Below are 18,823 nucleotides of genomic sequence, written 5' to 3' on the forward strand. Positions count from 1 at the left end.
TCAACGAAGCATGACAGATCGTATTTTAGTAGTAGATGATGAAGATAGAATTCGAAAATTAGTTAAAATGTATCTCGAAAGAGAAGGTTATGAGACTGATGAAGCGGATAATGGCCAAGATGCCTTAGATAAAGCTTTAAATGAAGATTATGACTGCATATTGTTAGACTTAATGTTACCTGAAATAGATGGAATTGAAGTTTGTAAGAGAGTAAGAGAAACAAAATCAACACCTATTATTATGCTAACAGCTAAAGGTGAAGAAAATAATCGCGTTGAAGGTTTTGAAATTGGGGCAGATGATTATATTGTCAAACCATTTTCACCTAGAGAAGTTGTCTTACGTGTAAAAGCATTACTAAGACGTACAACGAATCATTCAATGGTTAATCAAACTAATACGGCTAAAGATTTAATTGTATTTGAAAACTTAGTCATTGATAATGACGCACATCGCGTATTAGCAGATCAAAAAGAAGTGAATTTAACGCCTAAAGAGTATGAATTATTATTATATTTAGCAAAATCACCTGATAAAGTATTTGATAGAGAGCAACTGTTAAAAGAAGTTTGGCACTATGAATTTTATGGTGATTTAAGAACAGTTGATACGCATGTTAAAAGATTGCGTGAAAAGTTAAATAGAGTTTCTGAAGATGCTGCACAAATGATTCATACTGTATGGGGCGTCGGTTATAAATTTGAGGTTCCTGAATAATGAATCGGTTAAATAGTGTTGTTGTAAAACTGTGGTTATCTATTATTTTAATAGTAACGACAGTTTTACTTTTATTAAGCGGATTTCTTATAACTTTCTTACAATCTTATAATACATCTACTACAGGTGAAAATTTGTATAATAATGCAAGCAAAATAGAACGTTTATTACTGAGTTCACATGAAAAAGCTTCAGCTATCGATTATGCAAGAGAACTCGTTGAAGACCCAGCCGGACTCATTATCGTTAAAAATAGCGATGATCTAACAGCAAAGTCTGAAGATCCGTTAAAAGAAGTTATGATCAACGAGATTAGAACAAATCATGCATTCGATAAAGTGTTTAACGAAGATAAACATGTATTGAAAGAAATCAATTTAACTTATAACAGTGAAAAACATCAATATATTTTATTAGGATATCCTTCTCAAGCTTTTCCTGAAGAAGATGCAGGTATCTTTTTATTCCAAGATATCAATTCCATTAAAGAAGCTCAAAATGTTGTCACACTTAGTATACTTGTTTCAGCCATTATATTGTTAATCGTGAGTACGGTCTTTGCATTCTTCCTTTCAAACAGAATAACGAAACCTTTAATTCAACTGAAACATGCTGCCTTTAAAGTTGCTAAAGGTCACTATACTGAAAAAGTACCAATTTATACGCGTGATGAAATAGGCGAGCTCGGTTTAGCATTTAATAAAATGAGTAAAGATATACGTACTAATATAGATGATGTTAAATCAAAAAATAATATACAAGAAAAACTCATTAATTCAATGATAGATGGTGTGCTAGGCATCAATGATAAGAATGAAATCATTATTTCTAACTCCAAAGCTGACATATTCTTAAAAGAAGTAAAAGAGTTTAATCATGTTGATATATCTACTCAAAGAAATGACACATTTAAAGAAAAGAATACGCAGTTTTTCGAATACGAATTGGGTCATAAATATTATGTCGTGATATCAACATATATAAATAGTATTCAAAATGATGGTTCATCAGGTATAGTCGTAATCATTCGTGATATGACAGACGAACACCATATGGATCAAATGAAAAAAGACTTTATCGCAAGTGTTTCACACGAATTAAGAACACCAATTTCTATGTTACAAGGTTATACTGAGGCAATTGTTGATGGTATTGTAACAGAGAAGAAAGATGTAGATGATTTCTTATATATTATTTTAGATGAGTCTAAAAGACTAAGTAGATTGATAAATGAATTATTAGAAGTCGCAAAAATGGATGCTGAAGGTATAAAAGTTCATTTAGACGAATTTAATATTTCTACATTAATGAACAAAATTGATACTAAATTCTTACCGCAAGCTAGAGAAAATGGATTGAATTTATCCGTTAAACATATTGGAAATCTTACAAATTGGTATGGTGATAGTGATCGTGTCGAGCAGATTTTAACAAATTTAATCGATAACGCGATTAGATACACACATCAAAATGATTCTATTAATGTCATCTTTGATGATACAGATGAAGAAGACTTTGTTATAACAGTCCAAGATAGTGGCGTAGGTATCGCAAAAGAACATTTAGATCAAATATTTGATCGTTTTTATAAAGTAGATGCTTCTCGCACAAGAGGTAAACACGGAACAGGACTTGGTCTCTTTATCGTTCAAAAAATTATAGATGCACATCATGGTACAATTAAAGTCGATAGTAAAGAGGGTGAAGGCACTCAATTTACAATAACTTTACCAAAAGTTTAATTAGTTGAGTTATTTAGATGAAAATACCTGACCAATGTGCTAATATATATTTTGTAATTAAAACTAAATAAAAAATTCATCTTCGGGGTTTGGTGAAATTCCATACCGGCGGTTAAAGCCCGCGACCCAATATATGTATGTATATTGGCTGACTTAGTGAAATTCTAGGGCCGACAGTTAAAGTCTGGATGGGAGAAGATGGAGGAAAAATCTAGTCTTGGCTAGGTTTATTTTGCGATAATTTTTCCTCCTATTCTTACGAGATGAATAGGAGGAGTTTATATGTCTAACGATAACAAAACAAAACGCTTACTTACTGTAAGTATGCTCATCGCAATCAGCTTTATTTTGATGTTTTTGAAATTTCCATTGCCATTTTTACCACCATATTTAACAATGGATTTCAGTGATATTCCTGTGCTTGTCGCAACATTTGCGTTTGGTCCAGTTTCAGGTATATTAGTAGCATTATTTAAAAACGTATTGAATTTCTTAATTGTGTCTCATGAACCGATTGGAAATACGGCTAACTTTTTAGCATCAATATGTCTCGTAATTCCAACTTACTATTTCTATCGCATAAAGAAAACAAAATTATTTATGGGATATGGATTAGCAGTTGGTACAATCTTGATGACAATTCTCATGAGTTTAATGAATTACTTTGTTCTATTACCTTTATACGGACAAATTATGAATCTTGCAGATATCGCACATAATTTAAAATTAATCGTATCTGCCGGTATTATTCCATTCAATTTAATTAAAGGTATTGTCATTTCAGTCATATACATTTTAATATTTGATAAACTTAAATCTATTATAAAATAAAGAAAGGCTAGGACCTCGCGTCCTAGCCTTTCTCATATATATTATTCGAACTTAAGTGCGTCTCCGTCGAATGATTCATCTGCTATTTTAATTGAATCTGTCGGACAACCTTCGAAAGCATCTTCCATATCTTCTAATAATTCCTCTGGGACAGCTTCGATTCCCTTATTGTCGTCTAGTATTACGTAGGCGATTCCCTCATCATCATAGTCGTATATATCAGGGGCAGCTGCTCCACATGCGCCACATGCTATACATGTATCCATATCTACTATTGTGTATTTAGCCAAAATTTTCGCCTCCTTTAAAAAACATGCTACACTTATTATACATACTTATTTTAGTGATAACACTTATATATTTCAACATATTTATGTTATTTGAGGTGACTTATTTGAAACAGATTATACTGAAAACCCTTTCCATAAAGCATGAAAACAAAACTGATAAAAGTATTTATAATATTTTAATCGGTAAAAAGACCCATCAAACATATTTTGATGCAACGATTGAACATTTAAAATTGTATTATGGCTGTTTGCCAAATTTGAAATTTGAACAATTCGAACAAATTATTAACGAACCTATAGAACATATTGATGAGCCAATTATAGGCGACTTTTTCTATAGTCAGGCCATTCAATCTGTTAATACAATCTTATTATTAACTCAGATGATTAGTCAAAAAAAGCATAACCATTTAACGTATCAACCGATCATCAATGATAAAGAGATACAATTTAAAGCTAAAGAAATTTATGTACTTATTAAAGAAATAGGTGAAGATCATTTTATAGAAGAAATTTATCAGTTATTTGAAGACATGAATACATACTTCCAAACAATTTATATTCACTATTTATTAGCAGGTTTTCGGGAAACGCCATATACAATTGAACAAATTTCATTGATTGAAGAAATTGGTATAATGGATTTAAGAGAACATTTAGTAGAAGAATATCAATTTATCCAAGTAGCGATACAAAATAAAGAACGTTATCCAATATTATCTCAGATTAACTATCAACCGATGTTAAACCAACAAACGTTCACTACATATGAATTATTAAATCGCACATATGATATGGATCAACTCGCAAATATTAAACGTGTTAAGACACATACAATTCACGACCATATTATAGAGATGTACATTAAAGGTTATTTAAATGATAAGAATTTATATATTAGTGATGACCAATACGCAAGATTTGTAGAAGTTATTCAACAAACACCTAATCAAAATTTAAAATTTTACTATGAAGCGTTAAATGATTTTACATATTTCGAAATCAAACTCATGTATGTTTTGTATGCAATGGAGGGATTAAATGCTACAACAAGAACTTAAAAAGTATTTTGGATATGATGATTTTAGAAGTGGGCAAGAGGAGACAGTCCAAAACATATTAGACGGCCATGATGTGTTGAGCATCCTTTCAACTGGCGCTGGGAAAAGTTTGTGTTATCAATTGCCAGCTTATATAACAGGGGGCAGAGTGCTCATTATTTCTCCACTCATTTCTTTAATGGATGATCAAGTCGTTCAAATGAAATTAAATGGTGAGAAGAATGCTGTTGCGATCCATTCTGCTATTGATAAAAAAGAAAGGACAGACATATTTAGAAACTTATCAAATTTTCAATTTATATTTTGTAGCCCGGAATTTATATATGAAGAACATAATTTTAAACGCTTTAAATCTATTGGTTTTAAGTATATTGTTCTAGATGAAGCACATTGTCTAAGTGAATGGGGCTTTGATTTTAGGCCACATTATGCACTGATTTCAAAAGTCACACAATACTTTAACCAAGCACAAGTTATCGCGTTATCTGCGACTTTGACAGAAAAGATGATGCAAGATATAGAAGTGATTACAAAGCGCCAATTTAAAATACATAAAGAAGGACTCAATCGTTCAAATATTATGTACCATCATGTTAATTTTGATGATGAAAAAGAAAAAGATCATTATCTATTAGACACTATAAAAGACTCAGGACCAACCATTATCTATGTGTCATCTAAGAAGAAATGTCATGAATTAGCTGAATTGATTTATAAAGAAGGATTTTTAACAGGGATTTATCACGGAGATTTAAACTACCAAGAAAGAACAACTGTACAAACACAGTTTATTAATAATGATATTAAAATCATCGTCGCTACAAGTGCATTTGGAATGGGTATTAATAAACAAGATTTACGAACCGTTATTCATTACCATTTACCTACTTCACCTTCAAAATATGTACAAGAAGTAGGACGTGCAGGGCGTGATGGCGAAGCTTCTCAAGCAATTAGTTTATTTACATCAAGTGATATTCATATTTTAAGCCATTTAGCTAATGAGCATGGAATTGATATAGATATGCTTAATTTATTCGAACAAGGGTATCAACTAAATGAGGAGATATCTAAAAATATCCAGTATCTTCTTGAATTATATCCACTTAACCAATTAAAAAAGAAAATCCAAGCTGAGCAGAACCAAAAACAATATGCATTTAGTTTTATGAGAAATTATATTCAAATCGATACATGTAGACGCACGTATTTAATGAACTATTTTAATGAACATGTGACTCAAGATAATCATTGTTGTGACAATTGTAAGAATGCAAATTTATTAAAATTACCAAATATAAAAGAAGTCAAATACAAAACCTCTTATAAAAATAGATTAAATGCAATATTTTAATAGGATTGCTTTACTTGGTAAGTTCAACAAGGATATAATAAAGTATAATTCAATATATACAAAAAGATAATGATGAGGTGAGTTTATTGTCTAAAGATAATTTTAAAGACGAATTCGAAAAAAGTCGTCAAAAGATAGAACGACCTGAAGACAAGACACAAGAAGTAGAAAGTAACAACGAAGAGGTAAACGATCAAAGTCAGCCAAATCGAAAAGAAACAGACAACCAAAAAGAAGATAAGAAAGAACAAAGTAAACAAGAACAACAATACCCACCAAGAGGCGCGCTTAGAAGACAACGTAGAAAAGAAGAAGCTAGTAAACAGAAATCAAATGAAGAACTACCTAAACAAGAAACACCTAAAGCTTCAGAAACACCAAATAATGAAGATAAGTCGTCTAAAAAAGCTGGTGCAGCGGGCGCTGCAGGTGCAGTTGGTGCTGGAGCGGCAGGCGCAAGTGCTGCTAACGCCATTAAAAACACTCAAAATAATAAACCAAAACAAAAAAGATCTTTAACAGATAAACCCGAATCTAAGGATCAACAACCTAAAAATCAAAATGATCACAAAAAAGCTGCAGGTGCCGCAGCTGCTACTGGTGCTGGCGCAAGTGCCGCAAGTAATTCTGCAAAACAGAATAACCCTAAAGATCAAAACAAAAAAGAGTCTCAAAAAGACAAGTCAAACGGTAAAAAAGGTGCAGCTGCAGCTGCTGGAGCTGCCGCAGTTGGTGCTGGTGTAGCAGCATCTGCTTCATCAAATAATAACAACAAACAAGAGTCAAACAGTAAAGATAACAAAGATAAGCAATCTAAAAACAAAAAAGGTGCAGCAGCAGCGGGTGCCGGAGCAGTTGGCGCTGGCGCAGCAGGAGCGGCAGGAGGCGGATCAGCCGGTGGAGGTACACCACCAAGTAATGGCAGTGGTGGACAAAACGGTGATGATAACAACTCAAATAAATTCAAGAAAGCACTTGTTCCAATAATAGCTGCAATACTTATACTTGGTGCACTTGCCTTATTCTTAGGTATGTACTTAAATGGTGCAAATAAAGATAATGGTAAAGAAATTGCTGAAAAAACAGAGCAAACTAATAGTGACGCTAAGAAAAAAGCCGATGAACAAGCTGAAAAAGATAGAGCTAAAAAAGAAAATGAAGATAAAGCGAATGAAGACTCTGACAAAAATAGTAATTCAAGCGACTCAAATAATGCTTCTAAAAATAGTTCAGACGAAAGTAATTCAGATTCAAACGCAAATACTAATGAAGATAGTCAAAGCAACCAAGATCAAAACAGTGACGACAGCGTAAATCAATATAATGATAGCGCAAGTAATGAAGATGTACAAAATGCAGCTGATGATGCAGCCAACAACCAAACAAATCAAAATACACAAAGTAATCAAAACCAAAATCAGTCTCAAGAATCACATACTGTAACTGGTAAAGAAAACTTATACCGTATTGCGATACAATATTATGGTAGTGGATCACCAGAGAATGTAGAAAAAATTAGACAAGCAAATGGTATTTCTGGCAATGAAATATCTCAAGGTCAGAATTTAGTAATACCATAGACATAAACAAAAGGGGATGGCTTTATGTATTTAACGAACATTATGATACCAAAAGAAAAATGTTATATCGCGAATCCGAAAGATGCTATTCACTCAGCACTTGATAAATTAGAACATCATGGTATAGATGGGTTACCAGTAGTTGCTGATGGAAAGTATATTGGAATGATCACGAGATATAGTATTTTTAGACATTACTTCTTCAAAAAAGAAAATGTCTCAAGGGATGAATTTATTGAAAGTACTAAAATTGAAGAAATCTTAACGTTAGATTTACATTCATTAAATGCAAACCAAGTAGTAGAAGAATCACTACTTAATCTGCAAGATTTTCCAATATTAGCAGTTGTAAATGATGAGAAAGATTTTCTTGGTATCGTAACAAGATATGATGTTATGGAACAATTTAAATCAGCATTCGGTATGAAACAAAAAGGAATCCGTATTGCGATTACTTCTTTAGAAGCTGAAGGCAGAATTAAACGATTATCAAGTATCATTGCGAAATTCAAGCTCAACACAATTTCATTTGTAACATTTGATGAAACAGATAAAATGTATCGCAGAATGATCATCAAAGTTGAGAAAACAAATAATTTAGACAAATTCATTAAGTATTTAGGAAAAAATGGTTTCAAAGTACTTGATGTATCAGAAGAATAAATTAAGTAAGAACCTGAACATGTGCATTGTTCAGGTTCTTTTCATTTTAGTGGTGTTGAATATGTTGGTGTGGCAGCCTTTTTGAACACTTCTGCCTAAACTTGTTCGTAACGAGGGTTTTAGTTACAAAAGTCAGTCGAAATGTCACTAAGGACAGCTATAGTTACAAAAGTCGGCCGAAGTGTTACTATGGGCATCCTTAGTTACAAAACTACTCAGAAGTGTTAATACTGGTATCCTTATTTGCACCTTCACCCAAAACTGCTCGTAACAACCCCAGTATTTGCACTTCTCACTCAACTTTCTTTTAACAACTGATCACGCTTCAATCCCAATCTTTTCATATATTCAGTTTCATTTTATTTTACTAATCTCTCATTATTGATATAATGATTGAGGATATTATAAGGAGTGAAAGTACATGCAAGAATATGAAAGCTTAATAATCGGTGGTGGCCCTTGTGGATTGAGTGCAGCAATCGAACAGAAGAGAAAAGGTATTAATGCTGTCGTGATTGAAAAAGGTAATGTTGTAGATGCCATTTATCATTATCCTACTCATCAAACATTCTTTTCTTCTAGTGATAAACTTGGTATTGGTGATGTACCATTTATCGTGGAAGACTTAAAGCCTAAAAGAAATCAAGCACTCGTTTATTATAGAGAAGTTGTTAAACATCACCAACTTGATGTAAGAACTTTTGAAGAAGTATTAGCTGTTAAAAAGGTTGATAATAGATTTTTAGTATCAACAACTAAACAAACGTATAAAGTTAGATTCTTAACAATTGCTACTGGTTACTATGGTCAACCAAACGAATTAGAAGTAGAAGGTCAAGAATTAAGTAAAGTGATGCATTATTTCAAAGAAGCTCACCCGTACTTTAATCAAGACGTTGTTATTATTGGCGGCAAGAATTCAGCTGTAGATGCAGCAATTGAATTAGAAAAAGCAGGTGCAAATGTAACAGTCTTATACCGTGGATCAGAATACTCTAAAAGTATTAAACCATGGATATTACCTAACTTTGAATCATTAGCAAAACATGAAAAAATCACGATGCATTTTAACAGTGAAGTAGAACGTATCGATGAAGACACGCTTACATTCAATAAAGAAGGTAAATCATATACAATTAAAAATGACTTTGTCTTTGCTATGATTGGTTATCACCCTGATTATAAATTCCTAGAATCTTGTGGCGTAGAAACAATTACAAATGAATTTGGAACTGCACCTTCATATAATAAAGATACAATGGAATCGAATGTTGAGAATTTATATATCGCTGGTGTTATAGCTGCTGGTAACGATGCTAACACGATATTTATAGAAAATGGTAAATTCCATGGTGGCACAATTGCTCAGGATATTGAAAGAAAAAAGCAAACGCCTCTAGAATCATAAAAACAACCATGTTATTGGACAATTAGCCAGTAACATGGTTATTTTTTATGCAAAATATTCAACTAAATCTTCTTTAGATAAATGATTACTTAAACCAACAAGTAGTTTAAGACGTGCTTTCTGTCCATTTAATCCGTTTGATAATATAATACCCATTTGTTGAAGTTGGTATCCGCCGCCTTCATATGCATAAATACCTCCTACAATTCCATTAAATGAACGTGAAACCATTACAACCGGAATATCAGCATCGAGCAAGTTCTGAATACCTTGTAATGAAGTTGGTGGCATGTTGCCTTGACCTAGCGCTTCAATAATTAAGCCATCGTATTGTTTTTCTACAAAGAAATCTAATAAATCACTTGATAAATCCATGTGAGCTTTTACAATGCCTATTTTGATATTCGGATTGATGCTTGGATATTTTTTATATGGAAAAGGTTGATGATGGAATATGACATGCGTCTTTGTAACACTGCCAATTGGTCCATAGTTTGGACTTTGAAAAGTGCTCGTGTTTGACGTATGTGTTTTTGTTACATTCTTAGCTGTATGAATTTCATCATTGAATACAACCATAACCCCTTTATTTTGCGCATCATCTGTAGATGCTACTTTTAACGCTGAAACATAATTGTATAATCCATCTGAACCTATTTCATTTGAAGATCTCATGGCACCTGTTAAAATAATAGGTAAGTTCGTATCTATTGTTAAATCTAGTAAATACGCCGTTTCTTCTAAAGTATCTGTCCCATGTGTAATCACAAATGCATCATATTCATCTCGTTCAATTGATTGCGTAATAATATCTTTCAATTGATTAATATATTGATTATTCATATGTGGGGAAGGTACTTGGAATGGATTTATTTCTGTAATATCACCTAGAGATTGTATAAATGCTTGATGTCTATGCATCGGATGTTCAGCATTTGTTTCTACTTTACCTGTATCTTTATCTTCAGACATACTAATTGTTCCACCAGTATGTATAACTAATATTCTCTTCATTTCTTTCCTCCTATTCATATGATTATAATTTATGATAAAATATATAAGATTAAAGAACAAGAGAGGTTATACAAATGAAGAAAATAAATATCGCAATAGATGGTCCAGCAGCAGCTGGTAAAAGTACAATCGCTAAACTCGTAGCGCAACATTTTAATATGATATATGTGGATACAGGCGCTATGTATAGAGCGATTACACTTTATTATATTGAGCAAGGCTCAGAAGACTTTGACCATCTTGTTAAAGAAATTGACTTAAAAATCGTATTAGATAACGGTCAACGTGTTATTTTAAACGGTAAAGATGTTTCAGAAAGAATCAGAGAAAATGATGTAACCGAAAAAGTTTCATATGTGGCCTCAAAAGAACCTGTAAGAACATTTTTAGTAGAAGAACAACAAAGATTAGCAGATGAGAAAAATGTCGTAATGGATGGTAGAGATGTCGGTACAACAGTATTACCTGACGCAGAATTAAAAGTATACATGATAGCATCAGTTGAAGAGCGTGCTATTAGAAGATTTAAAGATAATGAATTACGTGGCATCGAATCTGATATCGAATCATTAAAGATTGATATTGAACGTCGTGACCAATATGATATGAATCGTGAAATCTCACCTTTAGTGAAAGCAGAAGATGCTATTAGTATCGATACAACTGGATTGTCAATTGAAGAAGTGACAAATAAGATTGTCGAACTTGCAAAAAGCAAAATGGTCTAAATAGTTCGAATTTCTTGACAATTTAGCCGCTTTATAAGAAGTTATTATTATGATATTTATTTAAAGGAGGCAATTTTGATGACGGAAGAATTCAACGAATCCATGATAAATGAAGTGCAAGAAGGTGACAAAGTTAAGGGTACTGTACAACAAGTAGAAGATAAACATGTAGTTGTGCATATAGTGGGTGGTAAATTTGATGGCATCATTCCAATTAGCCAACTGTCAACTCAACACATCGAAACAGCTAACGAAGTCGTCAATATTGGTGATGAAATCGAAGCATTCGTAACTAAAATCGAACAAACTGATGAAAGCGGTCATTATATATTATCGAAACGTAAATTAGATGAAAATCTATCATACGAAAAGTTACAAAAGATTTTAGAAGATGACGACACAATCGAAGCTGAAGTAACTGAAGTTGTTAAAGGCGGTTTAGTCGTTGATGCTGGTATTAGAGGCTTTATTCCAGCTTCATTAATCTCTGTGAACTATATTGATGATTTCTCTGACTATTTAGGTAAAGTATTAACACTTAAAGTTGAAGAGTTAGATCAAACAAACAACAGAGTCATTTTAAGTCACAAGAAAGTTGAACAAGAAGCATTAAGTTCTAAAAAAGAAGATTTACTCAATAATATTTCACAAGGTGACGTATTAGAAGGTACTGTCGCTAGAATTGCGAACTTTGGTGCATTCATTGACTTAGGTGGCGTAGATGGACTTGTACATGTATCTGAGTTATCTCACGATCATGTTAAATCACCTGACGAAGTCGTAAAAGTTGGGGATACAGTTAAAGTTAAGGTACGTGCTGTTGACAGAGAAGCAGAAAGAATTTCTTTATCTATTAAAGATACGTTACCAAGCCCATTTGAACAAATCGATTCACAATTTACTGTTGGTGATATCGTACCAGGTAAAGTCGTGCGTTTAGCTCAATTTGGAGCATTTGTAGAAATTGCGCCTGGCTTACAAGGTTTAGTTCATATTTCTCAAATAAGCCACGAACACATCGGTAATCCTGACGAAGTATTAGAAAAAGGACAAGATGTACAAGTGAAAATTCTTGCTGTCGATAAAGATGAAGAAAGAATTTCTTTATCTATTAAAGATACAATCGAACAAGAAACTGATTTTGATGAATCATATTTAAACCAACAAGATACAGATGATGACAATCCTACTTTAGGTGATGTCTTCGGAGATAAATTAAAAGATTTTAAATTATAATATGTGTATATATAAGAGACTGGAACATAATGAAATGTTTCAGTCTTTTTTAGTTTTTTAATTCGATAGGCTAAACAGTCATCATATGTTAAAATAGAAAGGATTATGAAAGAGAGGAAGTAGGTTTATGACGAAACCCATTATAGCAATTGTAGGTAAACCAAATGTAGGGAAATCTACAATTTTTAATAGAATTATAGGCGAGAGGGTATCTATCGTTGAAGATACACCAGGTATAACGCGAGATAGAATATATTCAAGTGGAGAATGGTTAACACATGACTTCAACTTAATAGATACAGGTGGAATAGATTTAGGTGATGAACCTTTCCAACAACAAATAAGAGCACAAGCAGAAGTAGCAATTGATGAAGCGGATGTTATTATCTTTATGGTTAACGGCCGTGAAGGCGTAACTCAAGCTGATGAAATGGTCGCTAAAATATTATACAAATCAAATAAACCTGTCGTATTAGCAGTCAATAAAATTGATAATCCAGAAATGCGTAGTGAAATTTATGACTTTTATTCATTAGGATTTGGTGAACCATTCCCAATTTCAGGTTCACACGGACTAGGTTTAGGTGACTTATTAGATGAAGCAGCTAAACATTTCCCTGAAGATGACGAACCAGATTATGATGATGAGACAATTAGACTATCACTAATCGGTCGACCAAACGTGGGTAAATCTAGTTTAATCAACGCTATTCTTGGAGAAGAACGTGTCATTGTTTCGCCAATTGCTGGTACAACTAGAGATGCAATCGATACAATTTATACTTATGATGATCAAGAATATGTATTAATTGATACTGCAGGCATGAGAAAGAAAGGTAAAGTATACGAAAGTACTGAAAAATATTCAGTATTACGTGCTTTAAAAGCCATCGAACGTTCTAATGTCGTACTTGTTGTTATCGACGCTGAAGAAGGCATCATTGAACAAGATAAAAAAGTTGCTGGATATGCTCATGAAGCCGGTAAAGCAATTGTCATTGTTGTAAATAAGTGGGATACGGTTGAAAAAGATTCTAAAACAATGAAGAAGTTTGAAGAAAAGGTAAGAGATAACTTCCAATTCTTAGATTATGCACCAATTGCTTTCGTATCAGCTTTAGAAAAATCACGCTTAAAAACATTATTCCCATTAATTACGATGGCAGATGAAAACCATCGTAAACGTGTACAAAGTTCGACACTAAATGAAGTTATTACAGATGCTGTTGCGATGAATCCAACGCCTACTGATAATGGTAGAAGGTTAAATATTTTCTATGCAACACAAGTAGCGATTCAACCTCCAACATTTGTAATATTTGTTAATGATGTTGAATTAATGCATTTCTCTTACAAACGTTTCTTAGAAAATCGTATAAGGGATGCGTTCGGTTATGAAGGTACACCAGTTCATTTAATCTCAAGAAAAAGAAACTAATATTAAAGGATTGATAACTATGACAAATATAACTGTATTTGGTACAGGAAGTTGGGGTACTGCTTTAGCAAATGTATTAGCAGACAACCAACATAATGTATTAATGTGGGGTAAGACTGAAACGACAATTAACGAAATCAACAAGGAACATAAGAATACAAAATATTTAAAAGAAATCACTTTAAATGAAAATATTAAAGCAACAACTGATTTAAAAGATGCTGTCCATCATGCATCTATCTTTATTATAGCTGTTCCGACAAAAGCCATTCGTGAAGTGAGTGAAAACATTAATGAAATCGCTTATGGCAAAAAAGTATTCATCCATGTATCTAAAGGTATCGAACCTGGTACTTTCAAACGTATTTCTGAAATGATTGATGAATCAATCGATAGCAAAATAAATGGCGGTATCGCTGTATTATCAGGACCAAGTCATGCAGAAGAAGTTGCGATTAAACATCCAACAACAGTTTCAGTATCATCTGAAAACGAAGAAGTTGCACGCTTAGCTCAAGATTTATTTATGACGGATTATTTCCGTGTATATACGAACAATGATCTTGTCGGTATTGAAATAGGAGGCGCGTTAAAAAATATTATTGCACTTGCTGCTGGTATAACTGATGGCATAGGATATGGTGACAATGCGAAAGCAGCACTTATGACGAGAGGTTTAGCTGAAATAACACGATTAGGTGTTAAAATGGGCGCTGATCCTATGACGTTCTTAGGTCTTGGTGGTATCGGTGACTTAATCGTTACTTGTACTTCTGTACATTCACGAAATTGGAAATGCGGAAATATGCTTGGTAAAGGGGCTACATTAGACGAAGCATTAGAAGAAATGAATATGGTCGTTGAAGGTGTAAGAACAACAGAAGCTGCTTACAACTTGGCAAAAGAATATGATGTTGAAATGCCAATAACATCAGGGTTATATAAAGTGTTATTCGAAGATTATCCAGTTTCTGAAGGTGTCAAAGATCTTATGGAACGTGACAAAAAGTCAGAGAATATTTAAGCAAGAGGGGTATTTAAATGTTTGATATATCAAGAATGGATTTAATGTGGGTGTCATTTTATTCTATTGGTTTTATGATTTTGGCAATTATACTCGTATATTTATCAAGATTTAAATTAAAAAATAAAATCATCAGTAGTATAACAATGTTTTTAGCAGTCATTTCTCTTATTATTGCTGGTATCTTTATGATTGTTGTATTAGGTGGATCCAGCCATGCATAATTACAAAAAAATATCGTTCTTATTAATATTAAGTACTTTAATTTTGTCAGCTTGTGCTTTTCCTAATAAAGAGAAAGCAGAAAACCAAGTGCCAGCGAAAGACCAATTAAGTATGGTTCAAACAGCGGTAGATGAATACAAAAAGGCGAGTGGTGGATTATTACCTATTAAAGATAGAGATGATAGTTATTCATTATACTTAAAACACCCAGTTGACTTTAATAAATTAAAACCAAAGTTCTTATCTCAATTACCAGGTAATTCATTTGAGAACGGCGGTATTTATCAATATGTAATCATGGATGTCGACAAAGACCCTAAAGTGCATTTAATCGATTTAAGAACGTCAGAAGTCTTAAAAGATATTCGAATTCGAATAGATGCATCAGGTAAACCATTACAATTAGGTAAAAAAGTTGCACCTAATGTATATGAAATTGAATACAAAAAATATGGTTTCAAAAAACAGCCAACTGTTCCAAGTCCATATAGTAATGAACGATTACCAGTATATATGAACGGCGGAAATGATTTTGTTATTGATTATAGATTAGATTTAGCAAAAGCAATTAAAAAAGAAAAATCACTTCCTAAACCAGGTCAAGATATTCGATATTTATTATACAAAGATTCACCGATATTACCGGCTTATTCGCCTGAATTTACAATAAATAGTAAAAATGAGCCTGTTTTTAAATCAAAAGTGAAAAAATATTAATAAAAATATAGAAATTATGCATTTATAGCTTGTAAATCGTTGCAGTGGCACAGGTTGTTGTGTTAAAGTCTTATCATAATGGTATTTATACATATCATTAGATAACCTTTTGGGAGGTGAAATTGAAATGAACAAAACAGAATTAATCAACTCAGTAAGTGAAAAAGCTAATTTAACTAAAAAAGAAGCTGGTCTTGCTGTAGATGCAGTGTTCGAATCAATTCAAAAATCTTTATCTGACGGTGAAAAAGTACAATTAATTGGTTTCGGTAACTTTGAAGTACGCGAAAGAGCTGCTCGTAAAGGACGTAACCCACAAACTGGTAAAGAAATTGATATCCCTGCAAGCAAAGTTCCAGCTTTTAAAGCAGGTAAAGCATTAAAAGATGCAGTTAAATAATTGATTGTATCAAAGCCCTTTTTAAGGGCTTTTTTTATTTGTCTTATTTCTTTATATGAAATGAATATATGCATTTTCAATTCATTTAACTTAGTGTTAAGATATATAGGTGATATTGTTGAGGTGATAAGATGGATAAAATTGAAAAAATTTATAAAAAAGATATTTCTAATTTGTTAAAAGGTGTAGAGAATAGTAATGTACCTGTAGTTAACCCAATCATAGCTGACGTATTAGATGAAATGAACATCGATACTAATGCTAAATTAGCTACATTATCTATTGATGCCTCAATGCGCTTTTTAAATAGAATAGGCGAACCAACTGTTTCTAATCAAGATATCTTAATAGGTGATCTTGTTAGTGCATATTTTTATAAATGTGCTACATTAAATAAAGACCTCGTATTTTTAGATATTATGACTCAAGCAATTAGTAAACAAAATGAATTAAAACAAACGTTGGCTCATGATAAAATAAATCAAGATACAGCTATTATAAAAGAAATAGAATCAATCTTTATTACAACATTGATTGATTACTACAAAATTAATATGGATAAAGAAACCTTGAAAGATCAAATTTATGCATATTATTATTAATGAATAACTACATTTTTAAACTTAAAGGAATGAATAACTAGTGGATAATAAATCGAAATCAGAACACGTACATGAAGTTTTCCAAAATATATCAGGTAAATATGATACATTAAATAATATCATCAGCTTTGAGCAACATAAAAGATGGCGTAAATATACAATGAAACAAATGGATGTTAAGCCAGGTTCTAAAGCTTTAGATGTTTGCTGTGGAACTGCAGATTGGACTATTCAATTAAGTCACGCAGTTGGACCATATGGTGAAGTAGTAGGTATCGATTTTAGTGAGAATATGCTAGAAGTCGGTAAGAAGAAAACAGACAACATGGCAAATATTCATTTAATTCATGGTGATGCTATGAACTTACCATTCGAAGATAATGAATTTGATTATGTAACGATCGGATTCGGCTTACGAAACGTACCCGATTATAAACATGTCTTAAGTGAACTTAAAAGAGTCGTTAAACCAGGTGGTATGGTTGTTTGTTTAGAAACAAGTCAACCAACAATGCCAGTATTCAAACAATTATATAGATTTTATTTCAAAAATATCATGCCACTATTTGGTAAGATTTTTGCTAAATCTTTACAAGAATACAACTGGTTACAAGAATCTGCTGGAAACTTTCCTGGCAAAAAAGAATTGGCAGAAATGTTTGCTGATGTTGGTTACGAAAGAATTAAAGTAAAAAGCTTCACTGGCGGCGTTTCAGCAATGCATTTAGCTTACAAACCTAAATAACAAGGTGATTACATGTATGACAAAACTAAAATTCATATAAATAAAGAAGTAAAAGAAATAGAAAAACAATTGAATAGTTATATAAATAGTGAACAAAACACTATAAACGAAGCTTGCCAATATTTATTAACTTCTGGTGGTAAACGTATACGACCATTATTCACTTTAATTGCAAGTCAATTTGGTGAGCATTATTCAAGAGATGTAATCACTGTAGCAACTACATTAGAACTTATACATATGGCCAGTTTAGTTCATGATGATGTCATTGATAAAAGTGACAAAAGAAGAGGTAAGCCAACTATAGCAAAGAAGTGGGATGTGCAAACTGCAGTTATTACAGGTAATTATTTATTATCACAATCTTTAAATGCAGTTAGCCAAATAGAACATCCAAAGCTTCATGAACAATTAGCAAATGGTATTATCGAAGTATGTCGTGGAGAACTATTTCAATTCGAAGATCAATTCGTTTCCAATCAATCAATAACAAATTATCTACGCAGAATTAAACGTAAGACCGCACTGCTTATTTCACTTTCTACAGAATTAGGTGCGTACGCTGCACGTGCAGATGATGAAACTGTGAACAAGTTAACTAAAATTGGATATTATATTGGTATGAGTTATCAAATAGTAGATGACATTTTAGATTTTACGAGTACTGAAAAGAAACTCGGTAAACCAGTTGGATCTGATTTAAGAAACGGACATTTAACTTTACCAGTCTTATTAAGAATGAAAAATTCAATAGATTTTAAAGCAAGCATTAATGAACTACAACCTGATAGTCCTTCAGAGGTATTTGACGGATTAGTACAAGAAATTATTGCGTCAACAGAATTACAAAAATCTAAAGAAGTGAGTAACCATTATTTGCAAAAAGCAGAAAATTTAATTGATACATTAAATAATGAATCAGGGAAAAAAATGCTATTGGAAATAATTGTGAAAATAAGAGATAGAAACCACTAGAAAGCGCTTGCAAGTATGCGTAGTCAATGATAAACTTATCTTGGATTTACATAAAACAAAGGTAGGGATTAC

20 protein-coding genes and 1 riboswitch are annotated in these 18,823 nt (G+C 32.3%); of the genes, 18 read left to right on the forward strand and 2 right to left on the reverse strand.

Annotation, left to right across the window (positions count from 1 at the left end):
- The first annotated feature begins 10 nt into the window (after positions 1–10).
- From ACJTHF_RS13235 to ACJTHF_RS13245, 3 genes are all read left to right on the forward strand, one after another.
- Entirely contained in the window at positions 11–718 is a 708-nt protein-coding gene (locus ACJTHF_RS13235; protein ID WP_025907062.1) for a response regulator transcription factor, read from the forward strand.
- Complete coding sequence (locus tag ACJTHF_RS13240; RefSeq protein ID WP_078355814.1) at positions 718–2,460, forward strand: ATP-binding protein; 1,743 nt, start codon at positions 718–720, stop codon at positions 2,458–2,460. Before ACJTHF_RS13235 ends, ACJTHF_RS13240 begins: the two co-directional genes overlap by 1 nt.
- A 74-nt stretch (positions 2,461–2,534) precedes the next feature.
- Positions 2,535–2,664, forward strand: a riboswitch (FMN riboswitch).
- A 78-nt stretch (positions 2,665–2,742) separates the two neighbouring features.
- A complete protein-coding gene (locus tag ACJTHF_RS13245) occupies positions 2,743–3,291 on the forward strand; it encodes an ECF transporter S component (RefSeq protein WP_058592338.1) in 549 nt (182 codons plus the stop codon).
- A 41-nt stretch (positions 3,292–3,332) separates the two neighbouring features.
- On the opposite strand, the gene ACJTHF_RS13250 is transcribed toward ACJTHF_RS13245, so the two are convergent.
- Positions 3,333–3,581: a ferredoxin gene (locus ACJTHF_RS13250; protein ID WP_016913182.1), complete on the reverse strand. Its 249-nt coding sequence runs from the start codon at positions 3,579–3,581 to the stop codon at positions 3,333–3,335.
- Between the two features lie 104 nt (positions 3,582–3,685).
- Between ACJTHF_RS13250 and ACJTHF_RS13255 the strand changes: the two genes are divergently transcribed.
- From ACJTHF_RS13255 to ACJTHF_RS13275, 5 genes are all read left to right on the forward strand, one after another.
- Positions 3,686–4,642, forward strand: a complete 957-nt coding sequence (locus tag ACJTHF_RS13255; RefSeq protein WP_048539768.1) for a helix-turn-helix domain-containing protein — start codon at positions 3,686–3,688, stop codon at positions 4,640–4,642.
- Entirely contained in the window at positions 4,623–5,996 is a 1,374-nt protein-coding gene (locus ACJTHF_RS13260; RefSeq protein WP_078355813.1) for a RecQ family ATP-dependent DNA helicase, read from the forward strand. The genes ACJTHF_RS13255 and ACJTHF_RS13260 overlap by 20 nt, the downstream gene beginning before the upstream one ends.
- A gap of 86 nt (positions 5,997–6,082) precedes the next feature.
- Complete coding sequence (locus ACJTHF_RS13265; RefSeq protein ID WP_078355812.1) at positions 6,083–7,576, forward strand: LysM peptidoglycan-binding domain-containing protein; 1,494 nt, start codon at positions 6,083–6,085, stop codon at positions 7,574–7,576.
- Positions 7,577–7,600: 24 nt separating this feature from the next.
- Positions 7,601–8,239: a CBS domain-containing protein gene (locus tag ACJTHF_RS13270; RefSeq protein WP_058592342.1), complete on the forward strand. Its 639-nt coding sequence runs from the start codon at positions 7,601–7,603 to the stop codon at positions 8,237–8,239.
- Between the two features lie 421 nt (positions 8,240–8,660).
- Positions 8,661–9,647, forward strand: a complete 987-nt coding sequence (locus tag ACJTHF_RS13275; protein WP_048539772.1) for a YpdA family putative bacillithiol disulfide reductase — start codon at positions 8,661–8,663, stop codon at positions 9,645–9,647.
- A gap of 45 nt (positions 9,648–9,692) precedes the next feature.
- Here ACJTHF_RS13275 and ACJTHF_RS13280 read toward each other — a convergent pair whose 3' ends face one another.
- A complete protein-coding gene (locus ACJTHF_RS13280) occupies positions 9,693–10,661 on the reverse strand; it encodes an asparaginase (RefSeq protein ID WP_058592343.1) in 969 nt (322 codons plus the stop codon).
- A 74-nt stretch (positions 10,662–10,735) separates the two neighbouring features.
- Here ACJTHF_RS13280 and cmk point away from each other — a divergent pair, with 74 nt between their 5' ends.
- The 10 genes from cmk (at position 10,736) to ACJTHF_RS13330 (ending at position 18,751) form a co-directional block, all read left to right on the forward strand.
- On the forward strand, positions 10,736–11,389 hold the full coding sequence (gene cmk, locus ACJTHF_RS13285) for a (d)CMP kinase (RefSeq protein WP_025907081.1): 654 nt from the start codon (positions 10,736–10,738) through the stop codon (positions 11,387–11,389).
- Positions 11,390–11,467: 78 nt separating this feature from the next.
- Complete coding sequence (rpsA, locus tag ACJTHF_RS13290) at positions 11,468–12,625, forward strand: 30S ribosomal protein S1 (RefSeq protein WP_048539774.1); 1,158 nt, start codon at positions 11,468–11,470, stop codon at positions 12,623–12,625.
- A gap of 127 nt (positions 12,626–12,752) precedes the next feature.
- On the forward strand, positions 12,753–14,063 hold the full coding sequence (gene der / locus ACJTHF_RS13295) for a ribosome biogenesis GTPase Der (RefSeq protein ID WP_025907085.1): 1,311 nt from the start codon (positions 12,753–12,755) through the stop codon (positions 14,061–14,063).
- A gap of 19 nt (positions 14,064–14,082) precedes the next feature.
- Positions 14,083–15,087: an NAD(P)H-dependent glycerol-3-phosphate dehydrogenase gene (locus ACJTHF_RS13300; RefSeq protein ID WP_048539775.1), complete on the forward strand. Its 1,005-nt coding sequence runs from the start codon at positions 14,083–14,085 to the stop codon at positions 15,085–15,087.
- Positions 15,088–15,104: 17 nt separating this feature from the next.
- Positions 15,105–15,311, forward strand: a complete 207-nt coding sequence (locus tag ACJTHF_RS13305; protein ID WP_025907089.1) for a DUF2768 domain-containing protein — start codon at positions 15,105–15,107, stop codon at positions 15,309–15,311.
- Positions 15,304–16,029, forward strand: a complete 726-nt coding sequence (locus tag ACJTHF_RS13310; RefSeq protein WP_058592345.1) for a hypothetical protein — start codon at positions 15,304–15,306, stop codon at positions 16,027–16,029. The genes ACJTHF_RS13305 and ACJTHF_RS13310 overlap by 8 nt, the downstream gene beginning before the upstream one ends.
- Before the next feature lie 127 nt (positions 16,030–16,156).
- On the forward strand, positions 16,157–16,429 hold the full coding sequence (locus ACJTHF_RS13315; protein ID WP_016912122.1) for an HU family DNA-binding protein: 273 nt from the start codon (positions 16,157–16,159) through the stop codon (positions 16,427–16,429).
- Positions 16,430–16,560: 131 nt separating this feature from the next.
- Complete coding sequence (locus ACJTHF_RS13320) at positions 16,561–17,031, forward strand: hypothetical protein (RefSeq protein WP_058592346.1); 471 nt, start codon at positions 16,561–16,563, stop codon at positions 17,029–17,031.
- 40 nt (positions 17,032–17,071) lie between these two features.
- Positions 17,072–17,776, forward strand: a complete 705-nt coding sequence (locus ACJTHF_RS13325) for a demethylmenaquinone methyltransferase (protein ID WP_048539778.1) — start codon at positions 17,072–17,074, stop codon at positions 17,774–17,776.
- Between the two features lie 12 nt (positions 17,777–17,788).
- Entirely contained in the window at positions 17,789–18,751 is a 963-nt protein-coding gene (locus tag ACJTHF_RS13330) for a polyprenyl synthetase family protein (protein WP_078355810.1), read from the forward strand.
- Positions 18,752–18,823: the final 72 nt, after the last annotated feature.

The sequence above is a fragment of the Mammaliicoccus sp. RAM2 genome (genome assembly GCF_045897195.1).
In the GTDB taxonomy this organism is placed as follows: Bacteria; Bacillota; Bacilli; order Staphylococcales; family Staphylococcaceae; genus Mammaliicoccus; species Mammaliicoccus sciuri.